Raw genomic sequence first — 18,137 nt, 5'->3', positions numbered from 1 at the left:
GTTTAAAAAAGGGCCAGTTGAACTTGGCCCTAGAAATTTATAAAAGTTACGCTTCCCCTGGCGGAAGCTTACATTTCCCTAAAGATCCATTTTCCTCATCAAGTAATTTTTCACAAGCCATATCTAATGTAACACTACCATCCTTATTTTCCTCTGCGTTCAAATTACAAAAACCATTATTTTGTGGTTGTGACGTGCTTCTTGTGCATGAGGCATCTGTTGAGTGAGGCAAAATCATTCCAGAGAAAATAACTATCCCTGTTGCTAAAAGATAAATCATTCGTTTTTTCATAAAACATAAAGTTAATTGCTCATTGCAATACGCTGGTAGAGCCTTTACCAATTCAATTATCCGGAAAAGAATGGCTAATTATAAAAAAAATCAACCTACAAAATTAATTAGATTTTTTTTTAATCTATTTTCATATAAAAACTTTATGTGTATCCGCACTACTGCACGTAGGGATAAATTCCCGCAATAATCAGTCTGTCAAATAGGCGGTCTCCAAAATATCTTCGATTTAGTTTGTATACAAACTCATTGAGATAGTTCTGGAGGTACTTGTAGGTGATCATGTGATTTATTCCCAATAATTTTCGTTTCAGGTTACTGATTGCTTTGTGTACCCACTGAAGGGTATCATTAGTGCTTTCCTTTCCAGAAATCACCGTAAAGTGAGTTTCAACGATATCCTCAATGTGCTCATATGCAGTGTTTTTGTCGGTAAACAATACGATCTCACCGCTCGTGTTTTTTTTGATGAATTTCTCAGCATGTTCGCCATCAACTTTCCCAAGCACCTCCATTTTGTAGTAACCACAAAACCGACTTGTTTTCCCTGTTTCCAGATCTTCCAAAGGGATTGATTCTGCCGAAACAGCCACTGAAGCCTTCCGCTGACTCCCTTTGCCTCTTTTTAAATTCTCTTTTACTTTCTTGTCAGTTGCTATGCCTATATAGGCTTCATCCATTTCAACCATGTCAGTGAGCGTATAAAGCGCATCTCTTTTACCCATGACTACTCTAATCTTATGCATCAACCTGAAGGCGGTATCATACCGACACAATCCCAGTTGACGCTGAAACTCAAGACATGAAAACCCCTTCTTGGTAGCTGCCATAAGCATAAATGCAGTCATCCAAACATGAAGTGAAAGCTTACTTCGTTCCATTACAGTTCCACTTTTTAGCGAACTCCTGCGTCTACAGCAGCTACACTCAAAAAACTTACCTGTGCTGAACCAATAGTGCTTGGTAATGGATTTACAGGTTTTGTACCGGATTCCAGCCTTCTCACGATAGGATTTTAGATAAACTTCGCAGCTTTCCTCGTCAGGAAAATATTGGACAAAATTGATGATATTCATGGCATTGGCTATTTTTAACCAAGGAACACGAATCAAAACTATCTAACAAGTTAGTGTCACAAATTGTCTTTATTTGGCTACGTGCACTTATCCGAATACACATAAAAAACTTTTATCGAAGTCATAGAATTGTCTTTCACTAAGCAAGCATCAAAAGTGTAATCGCCGAAAAAAGTAAGGCAGGCGTAGAGAGTTGAAGTTCCATAGGCGAAAGTTAATAGATTAAACCCGAACTATGCATTAGGATTCTAAGCGAGGCTTCAAACTGCAAGAAAATCAGTCACTTTGGAGATCGAGTCGTAGCATCGCTACGGTGAGAGCGAAAAGTGAAGCCTACCGTCTGATTTTGAAGCAGCTTGAAGCCGTAGTAGAATTGCTAATGCATAATACGGGTTAAAAATGCTTCTATTTCCCTAAAATGAAAAACCTACTCTTTTCAGTACAGGCCAAGCCTAAAACTTTTAGAACTTATGGTGCAAACTAACTTGCAATTGGCCTTTACTCCAGTTATCAGTGGTTTGCAACATCCAGCCTCCTTGCACTCTCAGATTAGACAGCAAACCATATCCTCCTCCGAGGTATAATCGATTTCTATCAAATAGCTCAACAGTCCTTCCCTCACCAATATCGCGTTGACCATTAATGAAAATCTCATTGTACAGAGCCAGATATACTACTCCTTTTTCTAAAGCTGAACCATTTAATGGAACATTAAGGAAAAGGTTGTAGCGAAATCTGGTCCGGAGATCCTGTGTCTCTACCCATCTTTGCTCATATCTGAACCTATGGTTAAACAGGAAAACACGACCTACTTTAGTGGGAAATAATGCTTCTTGATAAATCCTGTTCTCCATTACTGTTGCATCGGATTCGCCATAAGCCCCAGTAGTAATATTAGCATACCCCAGAGTAAATAAGATATTGGCATTTTCAGGCTTGTAAGTAAGACCAGACCTGAGGAGTAACTGCTCCAAATCACTGACTGGACTCCAAAGACGTAGCTGTAAGTCTCCTTGAATGCCAAACTGGGAGTTCTTAAAGGACTTATTATAAAAGTACATGTACCAAGTACCCAATTGATCTTCATCAGGACCTGATTGAGCAAAGGAATAAAGTGAAAAAAAAGAAAGTAATAAACTTAAAAGTAATTTCTTCATAGGTATTGAATCATGATCTCTTGTGAGTATTCGTAAAGTCTACCAACTTATTTTCATATAGTAAGTAGTTTCGCTTTCATGCCAATAAAGATACAAAAGCAGCCTAAAGTAAGAATTAAACAAAAAAAGCCTGCTCTTTTCAGAACAGGCTTTTTTAAATTTTATCATTTTAAATTACTAAGCCACTTCTCCCAGCACAACCAACTTCTCTAGCGTAGGTGATTTGGAACCTCCTTTTGGCTCTATGGTGATTGCAAAAGCTCCAGCTTGAGCTACTGCTTCCATTTGCTGTAAAGTCAGCTTTTCTCCTGAATTAACAAGCCCGATTCCTACTGGCCCATCGTCTCCGATAGCCCAAAGCTGGTAATCCAGATCATCACTTAACTCATTCAGATTATTTACCGCGATAAATACTTCTTGTGCATTTTGATCCCAAAGAACATCGACTCTTGCATCTTTCTGCATGTCAAAACCTTCGCCTTTCATTTCAATTCGCTTGAAATCTCCAGCTACAAATTTATCAAGTCTGCTATCAGCTTCTTCAAAGTCCTGCTTAACCTGATTCAAGTTATCAGCCATCACGCTTTGATCCTGAAGTAAGGCAGTAAATTGATCATTTCTTTCTTGGTACTTGTCAGCATAATAGAATGCTGCTCCTGAGGCTACTATTGCCGCTATAGATGCTGCTATCGCAAAAGGCTTCCAAGGACTAGCTATAGGCACCACTTTCGTGTCAGTCGGTGCAGTAGTTGGTTTTGGAGCTTCTTTGAGAATAAAATCATTTTCTAGGGTAGAGAAAATCTTATCCTTTACTTCCTGAGATGGCGCTACACCAGTCATATTGTCAAAAGAGAACATAGTCTCCTCCAACTCATCCAACTCCCTTTGGATCTCCGGATGCATCATAGCTAGGCTCAATACCTCCTCACGCTCTCGCTCCGTCAACTCTCCAAGAAGGAAAAGTTCCAGTTTACCTGACGATATGTAAGATTGAATATCCACTAGATTCTTGCTACATTTTTTTTCAACACTTGTATGGCCGCTCTCACCCTAGACTTGACGGTGCCAAGAGGTATATCGAATTCCTCCGATACCTCAGAATGTGTATATCCTTTAAAGTAAATATACTCAACTATAAACTTCTGATCATCATTGAGTTCGATCATCAGTTCTTTCACTCCGATTCCGTCTATTTGTTCTTGGGTGCCTGATTGGCTCTCCATTCCATATACGAAGTCATCTATTGTGTTGGTCTTACCGGATTGTGAAATTTCTTTGGAGCGAAGTTTATCAATGGCTGAATTACGACAAATATTGGCCATCCAAGTGTACAGACGCCCTTTTGACTCATCGTAATGATCTATTTTTCTAGTAATTTTCACAAAAGAATCGTGAAAAACCTCCTCTGCAATATCCTTATCGAATACAATTCTTGAGATCACCGCAAATAGAGCCCTTGAGTATTTGTCATACAAATACTCTGTGGTCTTTCTGTCTTTTGCCCTGAGTCCGGCGATGAGTTGTACTTCTTCCAAAAATTGGGGGTTTGAAAAATTTGTTCCCTAAATGTAAAACACAAGACCTACACTAGTAAGTCTTGTGTCCATTATTTTCAAAATATTTTTATCAAAGGTGAATAACCTCGTCATAAGCAGCGGCCGCAGCCTCCATAATCGCTTCTGACATTGTCGGGTGAGGATGCACGGTTTTGATTAATTCGTGTCCCGTGGTTTCTAGCTTGCGGATAGCCACAATCTCAGCAATCATCTCAGTCACATTATATCCTATCATGTGCGCACCAAGTAATTCTCCGTATTTCTTATCGAATACCAGTTTCACAAAACCGTCTTTTGCGCCAGCTGCCGATGCTTTTCCTGATGCTGAGAATGGGAATTTACCGATTCTCAACTCATAGCCAGCTTCTTTTGCCTTAGCTTCTGTCATGCCCACAGAGGCGATCTCAGGAGAGCAATAGGTACAACCTGGAATATTACCGTAATCTAATGGCTCAGGATTCTGACCTGCAATTTTCTCCACACATATAATACCTTCGGCAGATGCTACGTGTGCCAAAGCTGGCCCAGGAACTACATCGCCTATTGCATAATAGCCAGGCATGTTTGTTTTGTAAAACTCGTCAACTTTGATTTTCCCTTTATCTACCAAAATCCCTACGTCTTCTAATCCGCAGTTTTCAAGGTTAGAAACTACACCAGCAGCAGAAAGTACCACATCACATTCCAAAGTCTCTTCGCCTTTAGCTGTTTTGACGGTCACTTTGCAACCAGTTCCTTTGGTATCCACCGCAGTTACTTCAGAAGAAGTCATGATCGTCATGCCTGCTTTTTTATAGAGTTTCTCCAAAGTTTTGGAAACTTCAGCGTCTTCCACTGGAACAATTCTATCCAAAAATTCCACGATTGTCACCTCAGCGCCCATAGTAGCATAGAAATAAGCGAACTCAATTCCTATTGCACCAGAACCTACAACGACCATTTTCTTTGGCATCTTATCCAGCACCATCGCATCACGGTAACCGAGAATCTTTTTCTTATCGATCTTCATTGCAGGCAATTCTCTAGATCTTGCACCAGTGGCGATGATAATATTATCCGCGGAGTAGACTGTCTTTTTATCTTCGCTATCAGTGACTTCAACTTTCTTACCCGGCTGGATTTTACCCCAACCTTTTATCACTTCGATCTTATTTTTCTTCATTAGGAAGGTAACTCCCTTGCTCATTCCGTCAGCTACGCCCCGGCTTCTTTTGACGATTCCTGTGAAATCAGCGCTGGCATCCTTTACGGTAATTCCGTAATCAGCAGCGTGATTGATGTACTCAAATACCTGAGCACTTTTCAATAATGCTTTGGTGGGAATACAACCCCAGTTAAGACAAATACCACCCAATTCCGCAGCTTCTACCACGGCAGTTTTTAGGCCGAGTTGGGAAGCGCGAATAGCTGCTACATAGCCGCCTGGTCCACTACCCACCACGATCACGTCAAATTTTGTCGAAGACATATCTATTTTGAGTTATTTAAAACGAGTTGAAACTATGCAAAAATAGGCCTTTTGGCTTCAGAAAAAAATTAGGTTTCAATCCAGATTCCAATCAGAAATCAGGATTTGGAGAAAAAGGGAAGTGGTTTTCGAAGGAATATTTGGCCTATTTGATAAAGACTAAAATTATATTTTCACTTATCCCTGATTCTCAAATAAATAGACTTCTAATGCAATCTATGGAAAGGGAAATGAATTTTAGAATCGAAAGTTTTAGCTTTTTTTCTAATTTTGACCAAACAAAATTTTAAACTCCATGGGATTACTTTCAGGAAAAACGGCATTGATCACCGGCGCATCTAAAGGCATCGGAAGAGCAATAGCTATCAGATATGCACAGGAAGGCGCAAATGTCGCTTTTACTTTTTTGTCAAGTGTGGAAAAAGGGCAAACACTCGAAAGAGAATTGGCCGCTTATGGCATCAAAGCCAAAGGCTATAGATCTGATGCTTCAGATTTCAAAGCTGCCGAGGAACTGGTAAATGCTGTAGTGGCAGAATTTGGGGGATTGGACGTTTTGATTAACAACGCCGGCATCACCCGTGACAACTTATTGATGAGAATGACCGAGGAAGCCTGGGACGAGGTGATCGGAATCAACCTGAAATCTTGCTTTAATACAGTAAAAGCTGCCAATAGAACGATGATGAAAGCCAAAGCTGGCTCCATCATCAATATCACCTCCGTAGTAGGATTGAAAGGAAATGCCGGGCAGGCAAACTATGCCGCCTCCAAAGCTGGAATCATAGGCTTCACCAAATCGGTTGCATTGGAGCTAGGCTCCAGAAACATTAGATGCAATGCCGTGGCGCCAGGATTTATCGAAACGGAAATGACTGAAGTGCTTGACGAAAAAACAGTACAAGGCTGGAGAGACGGAATCCCAATGAAACGAGGCGGAAGACCGGAAGAAGTGGCTGATGCCTGTGTATTCCTAGGCTCAGAGATGAGTAGCTATATCTCCGGGCAGGTGCTTTCGGTAAATGGCGCGATGTATACCTAAAAATTTGAAATTTATTATTTGAAATTTGAGATTGAGCGGCTGGAGAGATTCAGCCGTTTTTTTTGTCTGGCATGTCATTTCGAAGGAAGTATGACTGAGAAATCACCTCGAGAGTTTATATTTTTCGACAAACATTTAGTTTTTCTTGGTCTAAAAGGCTTCTATTAATAGCATGAAAATTAAAAGAAAGCACTAAATGTTCAAGACCTTCGAGGAAATCCCTTGGTCGTTTCTCCTGCGTAATGACAAAGGTCAGTCAGCAAACCCACTGAAATCAATTTTATAAAACTCGTATTCATCCTCTGACTTTTGCGCGGGTTTATTAATCAGCAGTCCTTCCGAGATAGAAAAAATATTCTCAAAGCGAGTCCCTGTAGGATAAACTATTTCAAGCTCCGCCCGAAGCTTCCATTCAGAATCATAAATCAAAAGCAGATAAGTTTTTTCATCTAGAAACATTCTTTGTCTGGGATCCTTGATTTCTGTATTGACCTTCTTGTCTTTTACAAGTGTCATTCTCACATTCAGACCAGAGGATAGATCATGAATCAGGTGCAAATTGAGAGCTCCGTCGTCAGGCCTTTCCCAGGAACCCCTATTTCTATCTCCTACATAAATATCTGGATAATAGACAAATGGGGTCAATTTTGGCAATTTTCTACGGCTTATCACCTTACAGTTTTTGATTTGATAAAGGGAATCAGAATAAGGGAACATGGCCCAGGACTTCCCTTCTGCTACCATCCTCACCAATTTTCCTCCTGAGGAAGACTGGGAATAGGATTCATCGTATGGCGCTTTAAAATCAGATTTACACAGCAACTTTCCTTCACCATCAAATTCCCCAATCCAAGATTTGAAAGACAAATCCAAACCATCCCTCCCTTCACGAAATGCCATAAATTCAAATGGATTAAATGTCAATTCATACTTACCGTCGGCAAGCTCATGAAATGCATTTCTCTTATCTGCCAAATAAAGGTACTTATCTGGCTCGTACTCTTCCATATCCCGCATATAGGAAAGAGTTAAAGTATCATTCTTGTATATATTGGTGAAGCCAGTAGAGCTTGTGACAAATAATCCACCATCCTCTAATAAACCTCCAACTTCCGGCATTCCTTTAAACGCCATTGGCCCTTCCCTAGGAACCACATAAGTTGCTATTTTCCGACCGTTCTTGACATCGTAAAAACTAAAAATATCATTCCACTTAGTATAAGCTATTTCATTCCCGTCTTTAATTAAACTTCCTTGAAACCCCATAAAACCCGTCTCCGCATCCCGCTCAAAACTCATTTCTCCTGAGACATAATCTTCAAGTTTACCCTGAATAGGTTCTTTTTCTTTGGAACAAGCAAAAAATGTAAAGACCAGAAGAAGTAAGTATAGATGTTTCATTTACGAGAGTTCAGATGAATAACTAAAAATTCAAAATCAATTCAAAGTAGGTAAGCAAAAATAATTGGCACTTGATTTTTTCATTGGTAACCTGCCAAAATCCAATTTTTTAACTATTTGAAAATCAAAACAATATATTCCTGAAATTACTTTCGTATATTCTTATTGTTAATATACAAACCTAAAATATATCATTATGAAAAATTCTTTTCAAAAACTCATGAGCCTTGCTGTTTTGGCTTTTTTTGCCTTTGGCTGCCAAAATATGCAGGAAGAAGTACCCGTGTTGAATCGGTCAGTAGATGAAAACACTATCACTTCTGCAACAGATTCTGACCCTAATGCACGTAAAGGTCAACTGGCTGAATTCGGTGCATTTTTAATAGGATCGGAGGAAAACCCTTCTGTAAATTCACCTGGATCAGGTGCTGCACGAATTACGCAGGTGGATGGGAACACATTAAAATTTGAGGTGCGCGTTGCTAATACTACAGGGATTGTCGCTGCCCATCTTCACAATGCACCAATGGGAGTAAATGGTGGAGTGGTAGTCAATTTACAAAGTCAGTCAGGTATTGAGAATGGTGTAATCGCACAGGGTATGATCGACGCCTCAAACCTGTCTGGAGCATTGGCCGGAAAGACCATTGCCGACTTGATTACAGAGTTAGAAGCAGGTAGAATTTATGTAAATGTGCACACCACCACCAATCCTGGAGGCGAAATTCGAGGTCAAGTAAGCATGATCAAAGCCAATGACAACAAAAATTATAGTGCAAATTTAGCCGGAGCAAATGAAGTCCCTTCAGTAGATTCAGAAGGAACTGGTGTCGCCAAATTTAATTTTTCTAATGACGGTAGTGCAGCTTCTTTCCATGTAAATGTGGATGGAATTTCTGACGTGAGGTTTGCTCACATTCACTTTGCAAAAGCTGGTGTAAATGGAGGAGTCGTTTTTACCTTGAGAATGGATAAAGTGGTCGGGCCTGTTTCTGGAATTTATGCTAGAGGTGATATTTTGCCTACAAATTTCTCAGGAAAATTAGAAGGTGGTGATTTGCTTATACTCCAAGAGGCTTTCCGAACAGGCAATGCCTATGTCAATGTTCATACTGACATACATCCTGGTGGTGAATTAAGAGGTCAAGTGTATTGAGTTCCTTAATCTTATTTAAGTAGAAAAAGCTCAACAATTTAATATGCCCCCAAAAAGCTTGATGCTTCTGGGGGCATTTCTATGAGAAGAACATCCTATGCCACCGCAAGTTATCTAGTTGCTTTTATCAGAAAGATATCATCAGATCAGACTAAGGGTTTACTAATAACTAGCTCATTACCAATACAATACGCTGAATATATTATTGCGAAATGACAACGCTTTTTTATATAGTTTGTGTAGGAGTGCAAAACTGTCAGCAATTTGGATCCACGACTAATGAGAGTAGTAAGTAATTCCAGAAATTCCAGCTAAGGGATCAGAACACCAAAAGAGGCATGAAGGATAAACTTGTATACTTCGATTAGACTTTTGAAGAAAAATAGTATTATTCTATGAAGTATTTCTAAGCAAAATAAGTAAGGAAGAAAGTATCAGAGACAATTTTTTATTGTATAGAAATTTAATTTCTGGCATTTTTATTGGTATAAAGTGCATATTAGTATTTATAAGTTTTGAAATCACCCATTTCTCACCCAATTCAAAACCTATAAGTACTTAAAAATAATATGTTTATACCCACACCCAACTTTAAAAAAATATGAAAAAATCAATGCGCTCAAAGCTGAGCCTAATGACTCTAGCTGGATCAATCCTAATGGCTTCATGTACCACATACATGGAGGAACCAGTTCAACTTCAGGAGATTAATGATTCAGAACTTCTTGTCAAACCTACAACCTCCACCGACCCAAATGCTAAGAAAGCTGTAGAAAGAAGCTACTTTGAAAAATTCACTAATCAACTAACACAATTAGATGAAAATGGCCAATGGACTGCAATTAATCCCATCTACTTTCCGGGGCAAGGCGTAGGAAATTCCAATCATATGGGGAAAGCCCTTACTTTTCTAAATCAGCGTACTGATGGATTTGGAACTGTCGGTGCTCCAGTGACTCAATTTTATGCTAAACAATTAGAAGCTTTAGGGATTTTTGTAGATAATCCTGAAGTAAGTTCTGTGACTACGGATGGAAAAGGCAATTCTGTTTGGTTCAAAAATATTCAAAACATCGCTACTCCGGCTAGTGAAGAGAGGATAGAATTTAAAGCTGAAGTTGAAATTATAGGAGGAACAGGGAAATTTGAAGGTGCTACAGGCTCGGCAACTGTTGATGGCTATTTCAACCCCTTAAACGGCCAAGGCATGAGTACTATAAAAGGAAAGATAGTTTATTAATCACCCAGAGTAAAAGTAAAAAAGGCCAGCAAATGCTGGCCTTTCCTTTTATATCTAGTAATTGAAATTGAATATTTCTCAATCTTCTCCTAGGAATGGGTATCTGTAATCCTCCGGAGAAACGAATGTTTCCTTAAGCGTACGCGGAGAAACCCAACGTAGCAAGTTGATCATAGAACCTGCTTTATCGTTGGTTCCTGATGCTCTCGCTCCGCCAAATGGCTGCTGCCCTACTACTGCCCCGGTCGGCTTATCGTTGATATAGAAGTTGCCAGCTGCATTTCTCAGCTTTGTCGTAGCCAGCTCTACCGCATATCGGTCTTGAGAGAATATCGCTCCGGTCAATGCATACGGGGAAGTTTGATCAACCAATTCCAACGCCTCTTCGAATCGCTCCGAGTCATACACGTAAATCGTCAACACCGGACCGAAAATCTCCTCGCACATAGTTGTGTACATAGGATCTTGCGTTACAATCACAGTTGGCTCGATGAAGTAACCTTTTGATTTGTCGTAGTTACCTCCGGCGATGATTTCCACAGCAGGATTTGCCTTCGCATTGTCAATGTACTTAGCGATTTTGTCAAATGACTTTTCGTCAATTACGGCATTAATGAAGTTCGTGAAATCTTCAGTCCCCCCCATTTTCATGGTTGATAAATCAGCCACCAAACTCTCTTTTACCTCATCCCAAATATTGGAAGGAATATAAGCACGGGAAGCGGCAGAGCATTTTTGACCTTGATATTCAAAAGCTCCTCTCGCCAGTCCAACTGCAACGGCTTTTGGAATAGCTGATTTATGTGCGATCACAAAGTCTTTTCCTCCCGTCTCACCAACGATTCTTGGATAAGATTTGTATTGATGAATATTCGTTCCAATAGTCTTCCAAATATGCTGGAATACGCCAGTAGAACCTGTAAAGTGAATTCCTGCGAAATCACGATGCTTGAAAATCACATCTCCCGCCACAGGACCATCCACGTAGATCAAGTTGATCACACCAGCAGGAACACCTGCCTCTTTGAACACCTGCATAAGTACGTTAGCAGAATAAATCTGGGTGTAAGCTGGCTTCCACACGATGGTATTTCCCATCATAGCGGCAGAAGTAGGCAGATTACCTGCGATTGCAGTGAAGTTGAACGGAGTCAAGGCAAATATAAATCCTTCAAGTGGACGCTGCTCCAGTCTATTCCAAACACCATTTCCAGAAACTGGAGGCTGCTGCGCATAGATTTCAGTCATGTATTGCACATTGAATCGTAGGAAATCTATGAATTCACATGCTGCGTCAATTTCAGCTTGCATTGCATTTTTGGATTGACCAAGCATGGTGGCTGCATTGATTTTGGCACGGTAAGGTCCAGCCAAAAGATCTGCTGCTTTCAAGAAAATAGCTGCTCTCTGTTCCCAAGCTAGGTTTTCCCAAGCTTCTTTGGCGCCAAGCGCCGCATCAATCGCCTGCTCCACATGAGAAGCATCGCCTTCGTGAAAATGACCCAACACGTGTTGGTGATCGTGAGGAGGAGACATTTTGTGCGTATTTCCAGTTCTTACTTCTTCAGAACCGATATACATCGGCACGTCAACCTGCTGTAATCTAGCTTCTTTTAGAGCAGCTTGTAATTCTTTTCTCTCCGGACTTCCGGGAGCATAAGCTTTTACCGGCTCGTTAACCGGAATGGGTACGTTGAAAAAACCTTTAAGCATAATATATTTGGATTTTTGATTTTCTGTAGGCCAAAGATAGCCAGAAGCTCTTACTTGGCTAAGTGATTTGGCTACAAAAGAACCTCAGAGAAGTCTTTCTAGTTCTCTCAAATGTGAAATTGTGTGGGTAGGTAGAATATCAATTGACTTTCCATTCGGATTAAAAAACACCTGATCTATTCCTGAATTATAGGCTCCCAAGATGTCTGAGTTAGGATTATCTCCGATCATCAGACTAGTTTCTTTGGTTGCTCCAGCCATTGACAACGCATGTTGAAAAATTTTTGGGTCGGGCTTTTTATATCCCGTTGTCTCAGATGTAATCACAAGATCGAAATAGTCGGTCAAACCTGATGACTTCATTTTATTTGCCTGACTTTCGTCAAACCCATTAGTAATCACATGCAGTTTATATTTAGGCTTGAGATAATTTAAAATTTCGATCGTATGGGGAAAAAGATGCTTTTTACTCGATGTACGAAGCATGAAGTCACCTTCAAATTCTTCAGGGATAACTGCGTTGAGCACTCCGGCTTGAGCAAAAATCCTAGGAAAACGTGTAGTTCTAAGCTCATCTTTCTGCAGTTCTCCCTTATCATATGCTGCCCAAAGCTTGAAATTGACTGCATAGAATGAATCAATTAAGTGCTGAGCGGATGTAAGCCCGAGTTCTTCTAGCTTGTAATGAAGAAATAGCTCGGAAAGTGATTCTTGAACATTTCGATCATAATCCCAAAGCGTGTGGTCCAGATCAAAGAAGAGGTGCTGGTAAGTTTTCAAGTTAATTAACGTCTGTATTGATTATTCTGAATTTTATTGATTGCAAGCTCTCTATTGGATTTCAGAATTTCGAAAGTTTCTTGGTCCTTGATGAGACTTGCGTCTTTCTGAATAAACTTAAAAATCTGATTAATGATTTCAAGGTACTCTTCGAGGATGTAATAAAACACCCATTGATCTACCCTCCTACTTCCCAATAGTCCAGCATTCTTCAGATAAATAAGGTGCCTACTTGTCTTTGTTTGAGTAAAATCAAGGATTAGCTCAAAGTCCGAGATAGAAAGCTCTTTATTCAGCATCAGAAGATGAAAAATCCTCACTCTTGGCTCTTCAGAAAGCGCTTTGAAGATTCTAAGTCCGTAGTTTAAGCTGATATTTTTTAGCCGCATTAGTAAGATTTAACGGAGTTTATGAGGGTAAAACAAAAAATCACACGAAATTAGGGTAATATCGTGTCCGAAATAACAACCATTTGCCGTTCTATTAAGTTTACAATTTGTGAAGAACTCATTACTCATTAGCGCCACTTTCATTTTCCTAACAGGAATATTTTTTTCATCACTTGAAGTAAAAGCTCAAGATGTGCAAGAAAAAAAAGTAATCCAACTTTCGGGTATTATCCTTAATTCCGATAGCACAGATGCTGTTGCTGGCGTAAATATTTATGTCCCAACAAAAGGTAGAGGTACTAGCTCAGGCCGATTCGGTTACTTTTCCATGCCTGTTTTAGAGGGAGATTCAGTGGTATTTAGCTTTATAGGTTTGAAAAAACAAACCTTCAAAGTCCCCACCAAAGTAGAAAGTGATAGAATCAGCTTGATTCTTACCATGGAGGTAGACGAAATAGCGTTAGCTGAAATTGAAGTAATGCCTTATCCAACAGAGGAGGAATTCAAACAAGCCGTAATCGCGTTGAATGTGGTTGACCCAATGTCTATTTCCCGCGCGAACATGAGTCCAGAAATGCTTCTTCGCTGGGCTGAATCCATGCCAGCATCTGGCAATGAAAACTTCCGATATTTCCAACAAACCCAAGCCCAGCAAAATCAGGATCTCTATGGCCCAAGAACACTCAGACTCCTCGATCCTTTTGCTTGGAGTCAGTTTATTCGGTCTATCAAGCGGGGTGATCTGAAGAGGAAGGATTAGGAATTCTAATCTAAACCTCCCGCGAAGGCGCAAAGACGCAATTTTAAGTTTCAGTAAGACCATTCACAACTCGTCTGATTCCTTCTGTGAGTTTATCCTCATTGAAGTTTATTAGCATTCCAAGCCTGAGTCCCGTCAACCTAAGGTAGGTCCTCAGTTGCTTCGGATGAACTGGGAGAATTTTCTCTACAGATTTCAGCTCAATAATGACTTTGTCATTTACAATAATATCGGCACGAAAGCCTTGATCTAATTTTAAATTATTCCAAATCACCGGAATAATCACCTCTGTTTTTACCTCAAGTCCTTTTGATCTGAGCTCATATACAAATACGGATTGGTAAACTGATTCCAATAGTCCTGGACCTAGCCTTTTCTATATCAAAAAGGCGATATCTACGATAATCTTTGAAATCTCGTTTTCATGCATAAAGGTCTCAGGTAAAAATTAATAGAAAACATCCTTTTCAAGGCAAATCTAAATTCTGTTGAGCGAATGATAAGGGACAAAATATTTCGAGTTCGTGGTTCAAAAAAGAAACCTCAAATATTGCGTCTCTTGCGCCTTTGCGGGAGATTTCTAATCAATTTCCGGCAGCACCCACTCCTCCAGCACACTTGGAAGTCGCATCATCTCCTCGATGGCAGCGATGGTTCTTGGGGCAGCTTCGGATAGGTTAACCGCTCCGTCTTCGGTGATCAAAATATCATCCTCAATCCGCACGCCTATTCCCCACCATTTTGGATCACAATCAGACCCCTCAGGAATATAAATTCCTGGCTCAATTGTAAAGACAATTCCTTCCTTGAGTGGATCACGGGTACCACTGTCATGCACATCCAGTCCTATGTGATGGCTAGTCCCATGAGGAAAATACATGTGACTTTCTCCTTTTTTGATAATTCCCAATTTGGCAAGTCCGTCATTGATGATCTGACGGCCTGCAGCGTCGATCTCCTGAAAAGTAACCCCAGGCTTAGAAATTGCTATTCCTGCTTCCTGAGCTTGGTAAACTAATTCATAAATCGCCTTTTCTTCTGCATTGAATTTACCATTGATCGGAATGGTGCGCGTCACATCTGCAGTATACCCTCTCCACTCTGCACCCAAATCCATCAGAAGTAATCTATCAGTCAAATCACGTTTATCATTCTCGATGTAATGTAGAATACAGCCATTATTCCCACTGCCTACAATAGATGGATATCCCAGTTCCTCAGCACCATACCGCTTATAAATAAACTCATGAACACCCTGAATTTCACGTTCGGTCATTCCAACTTTCGCAGCTTTCATCACTTCTATTTGGCCTACGGCCGAAATCATCACTGCTTTTCTGAGCAGGGTAATTTCTTCAGGAGTCTTTATTTCCCGCAGCGTTGCCATCATACTTGCTAAAGCGGTGATATCAAGCTTTTGCTCAGGCATTTCCTCTTTTACCACCATTCTCTTCTCAGGAGACTCTGCATTCATGAAGGAACTTATAAATGGATCATCCATCATTTCAGGGTACTGATTTTGATATCGTTTGAGCATCTGTACCACTCGATCAGAAGTTTCCAGATCCGAGTTTTTGATCATAGTATACAACTGAGCACTGGCTTCAGTCAGCTTGTCTGGATACGCTGTGGCAGCTTTGAATTCATTCACCATCGTGATTAGAGGCTCATTTGAAGTACTCTCTTCGATAGATTCTGAGAGACTAAAAGTCAGGATCTTATCAAAATCCTGAAGATTAATTCCTGACTTTGCCCCAAAATCTGAGTTTAGCAAAGCTTCTTCAAAACCTAGCTCGTTCATCATTCCTTCTAAACCCAGACGTTTTCCGTTCCACATTTCAGCTCGGGGATCTCTGTTCTGTACAAAGATCAGCTCATCAGCCATTTCTCCATTTATTTCCCTCAATTCACTGAACAGGACAAGTACAGCATTGGGCTCGCGGAATCCTGTCAAATAGAAAAAATCCGTATTAGGATGATAGACAAAATCAACATCATTGGTTCGGTTTTTTACAGGATTATTAAAAAAAACTGCCACAGAATTCTCCGGCATAAGCTTTCTCAACTCATCTCTTCTGCCTCTATGCCACTCGGAAGTAAGACCGTCTTCAAAATAGGACTGAGCAAAAGCGCTCGCAGCGAACATCAGCATTACAAAAGTCCAAATAGTCTTTTTCATAAAATTAATTTAAGTATGGAAATCTAATGTCTGGCCTTTTGACCATTTAACAAAGTCTTAATCCATAGATTCCGGCATATCCTTATCTTTGGCTATTATAAAAATTAAATCTTGGAACCTTGCTCAACCAAATCGTCACGATTTAAGATAAATTTCGATCAAGCGAGATTCTCATAAGTTAAGTTAGGGACAGGCTATCTGACCATAAAAACCCAATTATATAAACAGATGAAAAAAATCGGGATTGTATTTTTGCTATTCATTTTGGCTTCCAGTCCTCTACTGGCACAGGAAGCATCCAAAAAACCCAAACTAGTAGTTGGCATCATCGTAGATCAGATGCGTCAGGATTACTTATATCGATTTGCAGACAGGTATTCTGAAGGTGGTTTTAAGCGGATGATGAACGATGGATTTATGATGAAAAACGGCCATTTCAACTACATCCCAACGTACACAGGGCCCGGCCATGCCTCTGTCTATACAGGCACTACTCCTGCAACACACGGGATCATTAGCAATGACTGGTATGCGAAAAGCATAGATAAAATGATCTATTGTGCTGGAGACACTACCGTGACGAATGTAGGCGGTTCAGAAAGCAATGGCTACATCAGCCCTAGAAACATGCTCACGACAACCATCACGGACGAGCTACGAATCGCGACGCAAAAGCGATCCAAAGTAGTGGGTGTGGCGATCAAAGATCGTGGCGCCAGCCTTCCGGCAGGCCACATGGGCGATGCCTACTGGTTTGATTCCAACACTGGAGAATTCATGACTTCTACCTACTATTACGATCAGCTTCCTAAATGGGTAGATAAATTCAATGACCGGAAACTGGTGGATCAATACCTTTCGCAAACTTGGAACACACTCTACCCCATCAAAACCTACACTCAAAGTATGGAGGATGACAATCCTTTTGAAGGAACTTTCAGCGGAAAAGACACACCTACTTTTCCTTATGACCTGAAAGCTCTTAGAGAAACTAATGGCAAATTTGGATTGATTTCTTCTACGCCTTTTGGTAATACGCTAACATTAGATTTTGCTTTGGCAGCGCTTGAAGGAGAAAAATTGGGCATGGGAGAAGAAACTGATTTTTTGGCCCTGAGCTTTTCTTCTACTGACTATGTAGGACATAGATTTGGCCCTCAATCCAAAGAAATCGAAGACACTTACCTACGACTGGACCAAGATATTGAGAGGCTACTAAACTACCTTGATGAGACTTATGGCAAAGACCAATATGTAGTTTTCCTATCTGCAGATCATGCAGTAGCTGAAGTTGCTACACACATGATTAGCGAGAAGGTACCAGCAGGTAATATTCGTACCGGCGCTGTCATGAATGAGCTTCAAAGCTACATTTTAGCGAAATATGGAGTAGGCAAATGGATAAAAAACTATTCAAATGGACAACTCTTCCTTAACCATGAGCTAATACAGGAAAAGGAGATAAACCTTGAAGATTTTGAAAATGAAATTGCACGGTATCTGTTGAAAGCTGATGGGATCAAAGAAGTCTATACTGGGACGGCAATGCGCACACGGGAATTTACACAAGGTAGAGCGATGCGACTGCAAATGGGATACAATCATAAGGCTTCAGGAGATATTCTGATTGTACTCGAACCGGCATGGCTATCAGGTGGAGATACAGGTACTTCGCATGGAACCGGCTATTCTTATGATACCAATGTCCCAATCCTATTCTATGGATGGAATGTGCCAGCAGGTGAGAGCTCCCGATATGCAACCATTACTGACATCGCACCTACGCTTTCTATGATGCTGAATATCAAGCTTCCAAATGGCTCAACTGGGGAGCCTATCTTGGAAATCACAGACAAAAAGTAAGAATTTATACTCCTCAAGCAAAAAGCCTCGATCCGTACAGATCGAGGCTTTTTGGTTTATTACTT

The 18,137-nt window shown here is 40.4% G+C and carries 16 protein-coding genes and 1 pseudogene; 5 read left to right on the top strand and 12 right to left on the bottom strand.

Features of this window, described 5'->3' with window-relative positions; genetic code table 11:
* Positions 1–46 precede the first annotated feature (46 nt).
* The 6 genes from LV83_RS19495 to lpdA all read right to left on the bottom strand — a co-directional run bounded on the left by LV83_RS19495 (position 47) and on the right by lpdA (position 5,549).
* Positions 47–292: a hypothetical protein gene (locus LV83_RS19495; RefSeq protein WP_111613246.1), complete on the bottom strand. Its 246-nt coding sequence runs from the start codon at positions 290–292 to the stop codon at positions 47–49.
* Between the two features lie 158 nt (positions 293–450).
* The gene (locus LV83_RS19490) at positions 451–1,368 is read right to left on the bottom strand and encodes an IS1595 family transposase (protein WP_111613245.1); all 918 of its coding nucleotides are present in this window, start codon (positions 1,366–1,368) and stop codon (positions 451–453) included.
* A 461-nt stretch (positions 1,369–1,829) separates the two neighbouring features.
* The gene (locus tag LV83_RS19480) at positions 1,830–2,525 is read right to left on the bottom strand and encodes a DUF2490 domain-containing protein (RefSeq protein ID WP_111613244.1); all 696 of its coding nucleotides are present in this window, start codon (positions 2,523–2,525) and stop codon (positions 1,830–1,832) included.
* Between the two features lie 177 nt (positions 2,526–2,702).
* Positions 2,703–3,527, bottom strand: coding sequence for an anti-sigma factor (locus LV83_RS19475; protein ID WP_111613243.1), 825 nt, complete (start codon positions 3,525–3,527; stop codon positions 2,703–2,705).
* Complete coding sequence (locus LV83_RS19470; RefSeq protein WP_111613242.1) at positions 3,527–4,060, bottom strand: RNA polymerase sigma factor; 534 nt, start codon at positions 4,058–4,060, stop codon at positions 3,527–3,529. Before LV83_RS19470 ends, LV83_RS19475 begins: the two co-directional genes overlap by 1 nt.
* Positions 4,061–4,151: 91 nt before the next feature.
* Positions 4,152–5,549 carry a dihydrolipoyl dehydrogenase gene (gene lpdA / locus LV83_RS19465; RefSeq protein ID WP_111613241.1) on the bottom strand — a complete coding sequence of 466 codons (1,398 nt, stop codon included), beginning with the start codon at positions 5,547–5,549 and terminating at the stop codon, positions 4,152–4,154.
* A gap of 295 nt (positions 5,550–5,844) precedes the next feature.
* Here lpdA and fabG point away from each other — a divergent pair, with 295 nt between their 5' ends.
* Positions 5,845–6,591 (top strand): 3-oxoacyl-[acyl-carrier-protein] reductase, encoded by a 747-nt coding sequence (gene fabG / locus LV83_RS19455; RefSeq protein WP_111613239.1) that lies wholly within the window; start codon positions 5,845–5,847, stop codon positions 6,589–6,591.
* Positions 6,592–6,843: 252 nt separating this feature from the next.
* Here the strand turns inward: fabG and LV83_RS19450 are convergent, their stop codons facing one another.
* Complete coding sequence (locus LV83_RS19450; protein ID WP_111613238.1) at positions 6,844–7,992, bottom strand: hypothetical protein; 1,149 nt, start codon at positions 7,990–7,992, stop codon at positions 6,844–6,846.
* 196 nt (positions 7,993–8,188) lie between these two features.
* Here LV83_RS19450 and LV83_RS19445 point away from each other — a divergent pair, with 196 nt between their 5' ends.
* Complete coding sequence (locus LV83_RS19445; protein WP_111613237.1) at positions 8,189–9,148, top strand: CHRD domain-containing protein; 960 nt, start codon at positions 8,189–8,191, stop codon at positions 9,146–9,148.
* Between the two features lie 601 nt (positions 9,149–9,749).
* A complete protein-coding gene (locus tag LV83_RS19440; protein WP_111613236.1) occupies positions 9,750–10,388 on the top strand; it encodes a hypothetical protein in 639 nt (212 codons plus the stop codon).
* A 78-nt stretch (positions 10,389–10,466) separates the two neighbouring features.
* On the opposite strand, the gene pruA is transcribed toward LV83_RS19440, so the two are convergent.
* The 3 genes from pruA to LV83_RS19425 form a co-directional block, all read right to left on the bottom strand.
* Entirely contained in the window at positions 10,467–12,101 is a 1,635-nt protein-coding gene (pruA, locus tag LV83_RS19435) for an L-glutamate gamma-semialdehyde dehydrogenase (RefSeq protein ID WP_111613235.1), read from the bottom strand.
* Between the two features lie 84 nt (positions 12,102–12,185).
* Positions 12,186–12,881 carry a YjjG family noncanonical pyrimidine nucleotidase gene (locus LV83_RS19430; protein ID WP_111613234.1) on the bottom strand — a complete coding sequence of 232 codons (696 nt, stop codon included), beginning with the start codon at positions 12,879–12,881 and terminating at the stop codon, positions 12,186–12,188.
* A gap of 5 nt (positions 12,882–12,886) precedes the next feature.
* Positions 12,887–13,270, bottom strand: coding sequence for an ArsR/SmtB family transcription factor (locus LV83_RS19425; protein ID WP_111613233.1), 384 nt, complete (start codon positions 13,268–13,270; stop codon positions 12,887–12,889).
* 127 nt (positions 13,271–13,397) lie between these two features.
* Between LV83_RS19425 and LV83_RS19420 the strand changes: the two genes are divergently transcribed.
* The gene (locus tag LV83_RS19420; protein ID WP_394335807.1) at positions 13,398–14,030 is read left to right on the top strand and encodes a carboxypeptidase-like regulatory domain-containing protein; all 633 of its coding nucleotides are present in this window, start codon (positions 13,398–13,400) and stop codon (positions 14,028–14,030) included.
* Positions 14,031–14,073: 43 nt separating this feature from the next.
* On the opposite strand, the pseudogene LV83_RS19415 reads toward LV83_RS19420, so the two are convergent.
* Together LV83_RS19415 and LV83_RS19410 are read right to left on the bottom strand one after the other, a co-directional pair.
* Positions 14,074–14,391: pseudogene (locus tag LV83_RS19415) on the bottom strand (GxxExxY protein); the annotation flags it as partial.
* A 219-nt stretch (positions 14,392–14,610) separates the two neighbouring features.
* Entirely contained in the window at positions 14,611–16,209 is a 1,599-nt protein-coding gene (locus LV83_RS19410; RefSeq protein WP_111613231.1) for an aminopeptidase P family protein, read from the bottom strand.
* A 228-nt stretch (positions 16,210–16,437) separates the two neighbouring features.
* On the opposite strand from LV83_RS19410, the gene pafA reads away from it, so the two are divergent.
* Complete coding sequence (gene pafA / locus LV83_RS19405) at positions 16,438–18,072, top strand: alkaline phosphatase PafA (RefSeq protein WP_111613230.1); 1,635 nt, start codon at positions 16,438–16,440, stop codon at positions 18,070–18,072.
* Positions 18,073–18,137: the final 65 nt, after the last annotated feature.

Source organism: Algoriphagus yeomjeoni (assembly GCF_003259505.1).
GTDB lineage: Bacteria > Bacteroidota > Bacteroidia > Cytophagales > Cyclobacteriaceae > Algoriphagus > Algoriphagus yeomjeoni.
The sequence above is the reverse complement of the archived record's forward strand: the minus strand, read 5'-3'. Positions and strand labels throughout refer to the sequence as shown.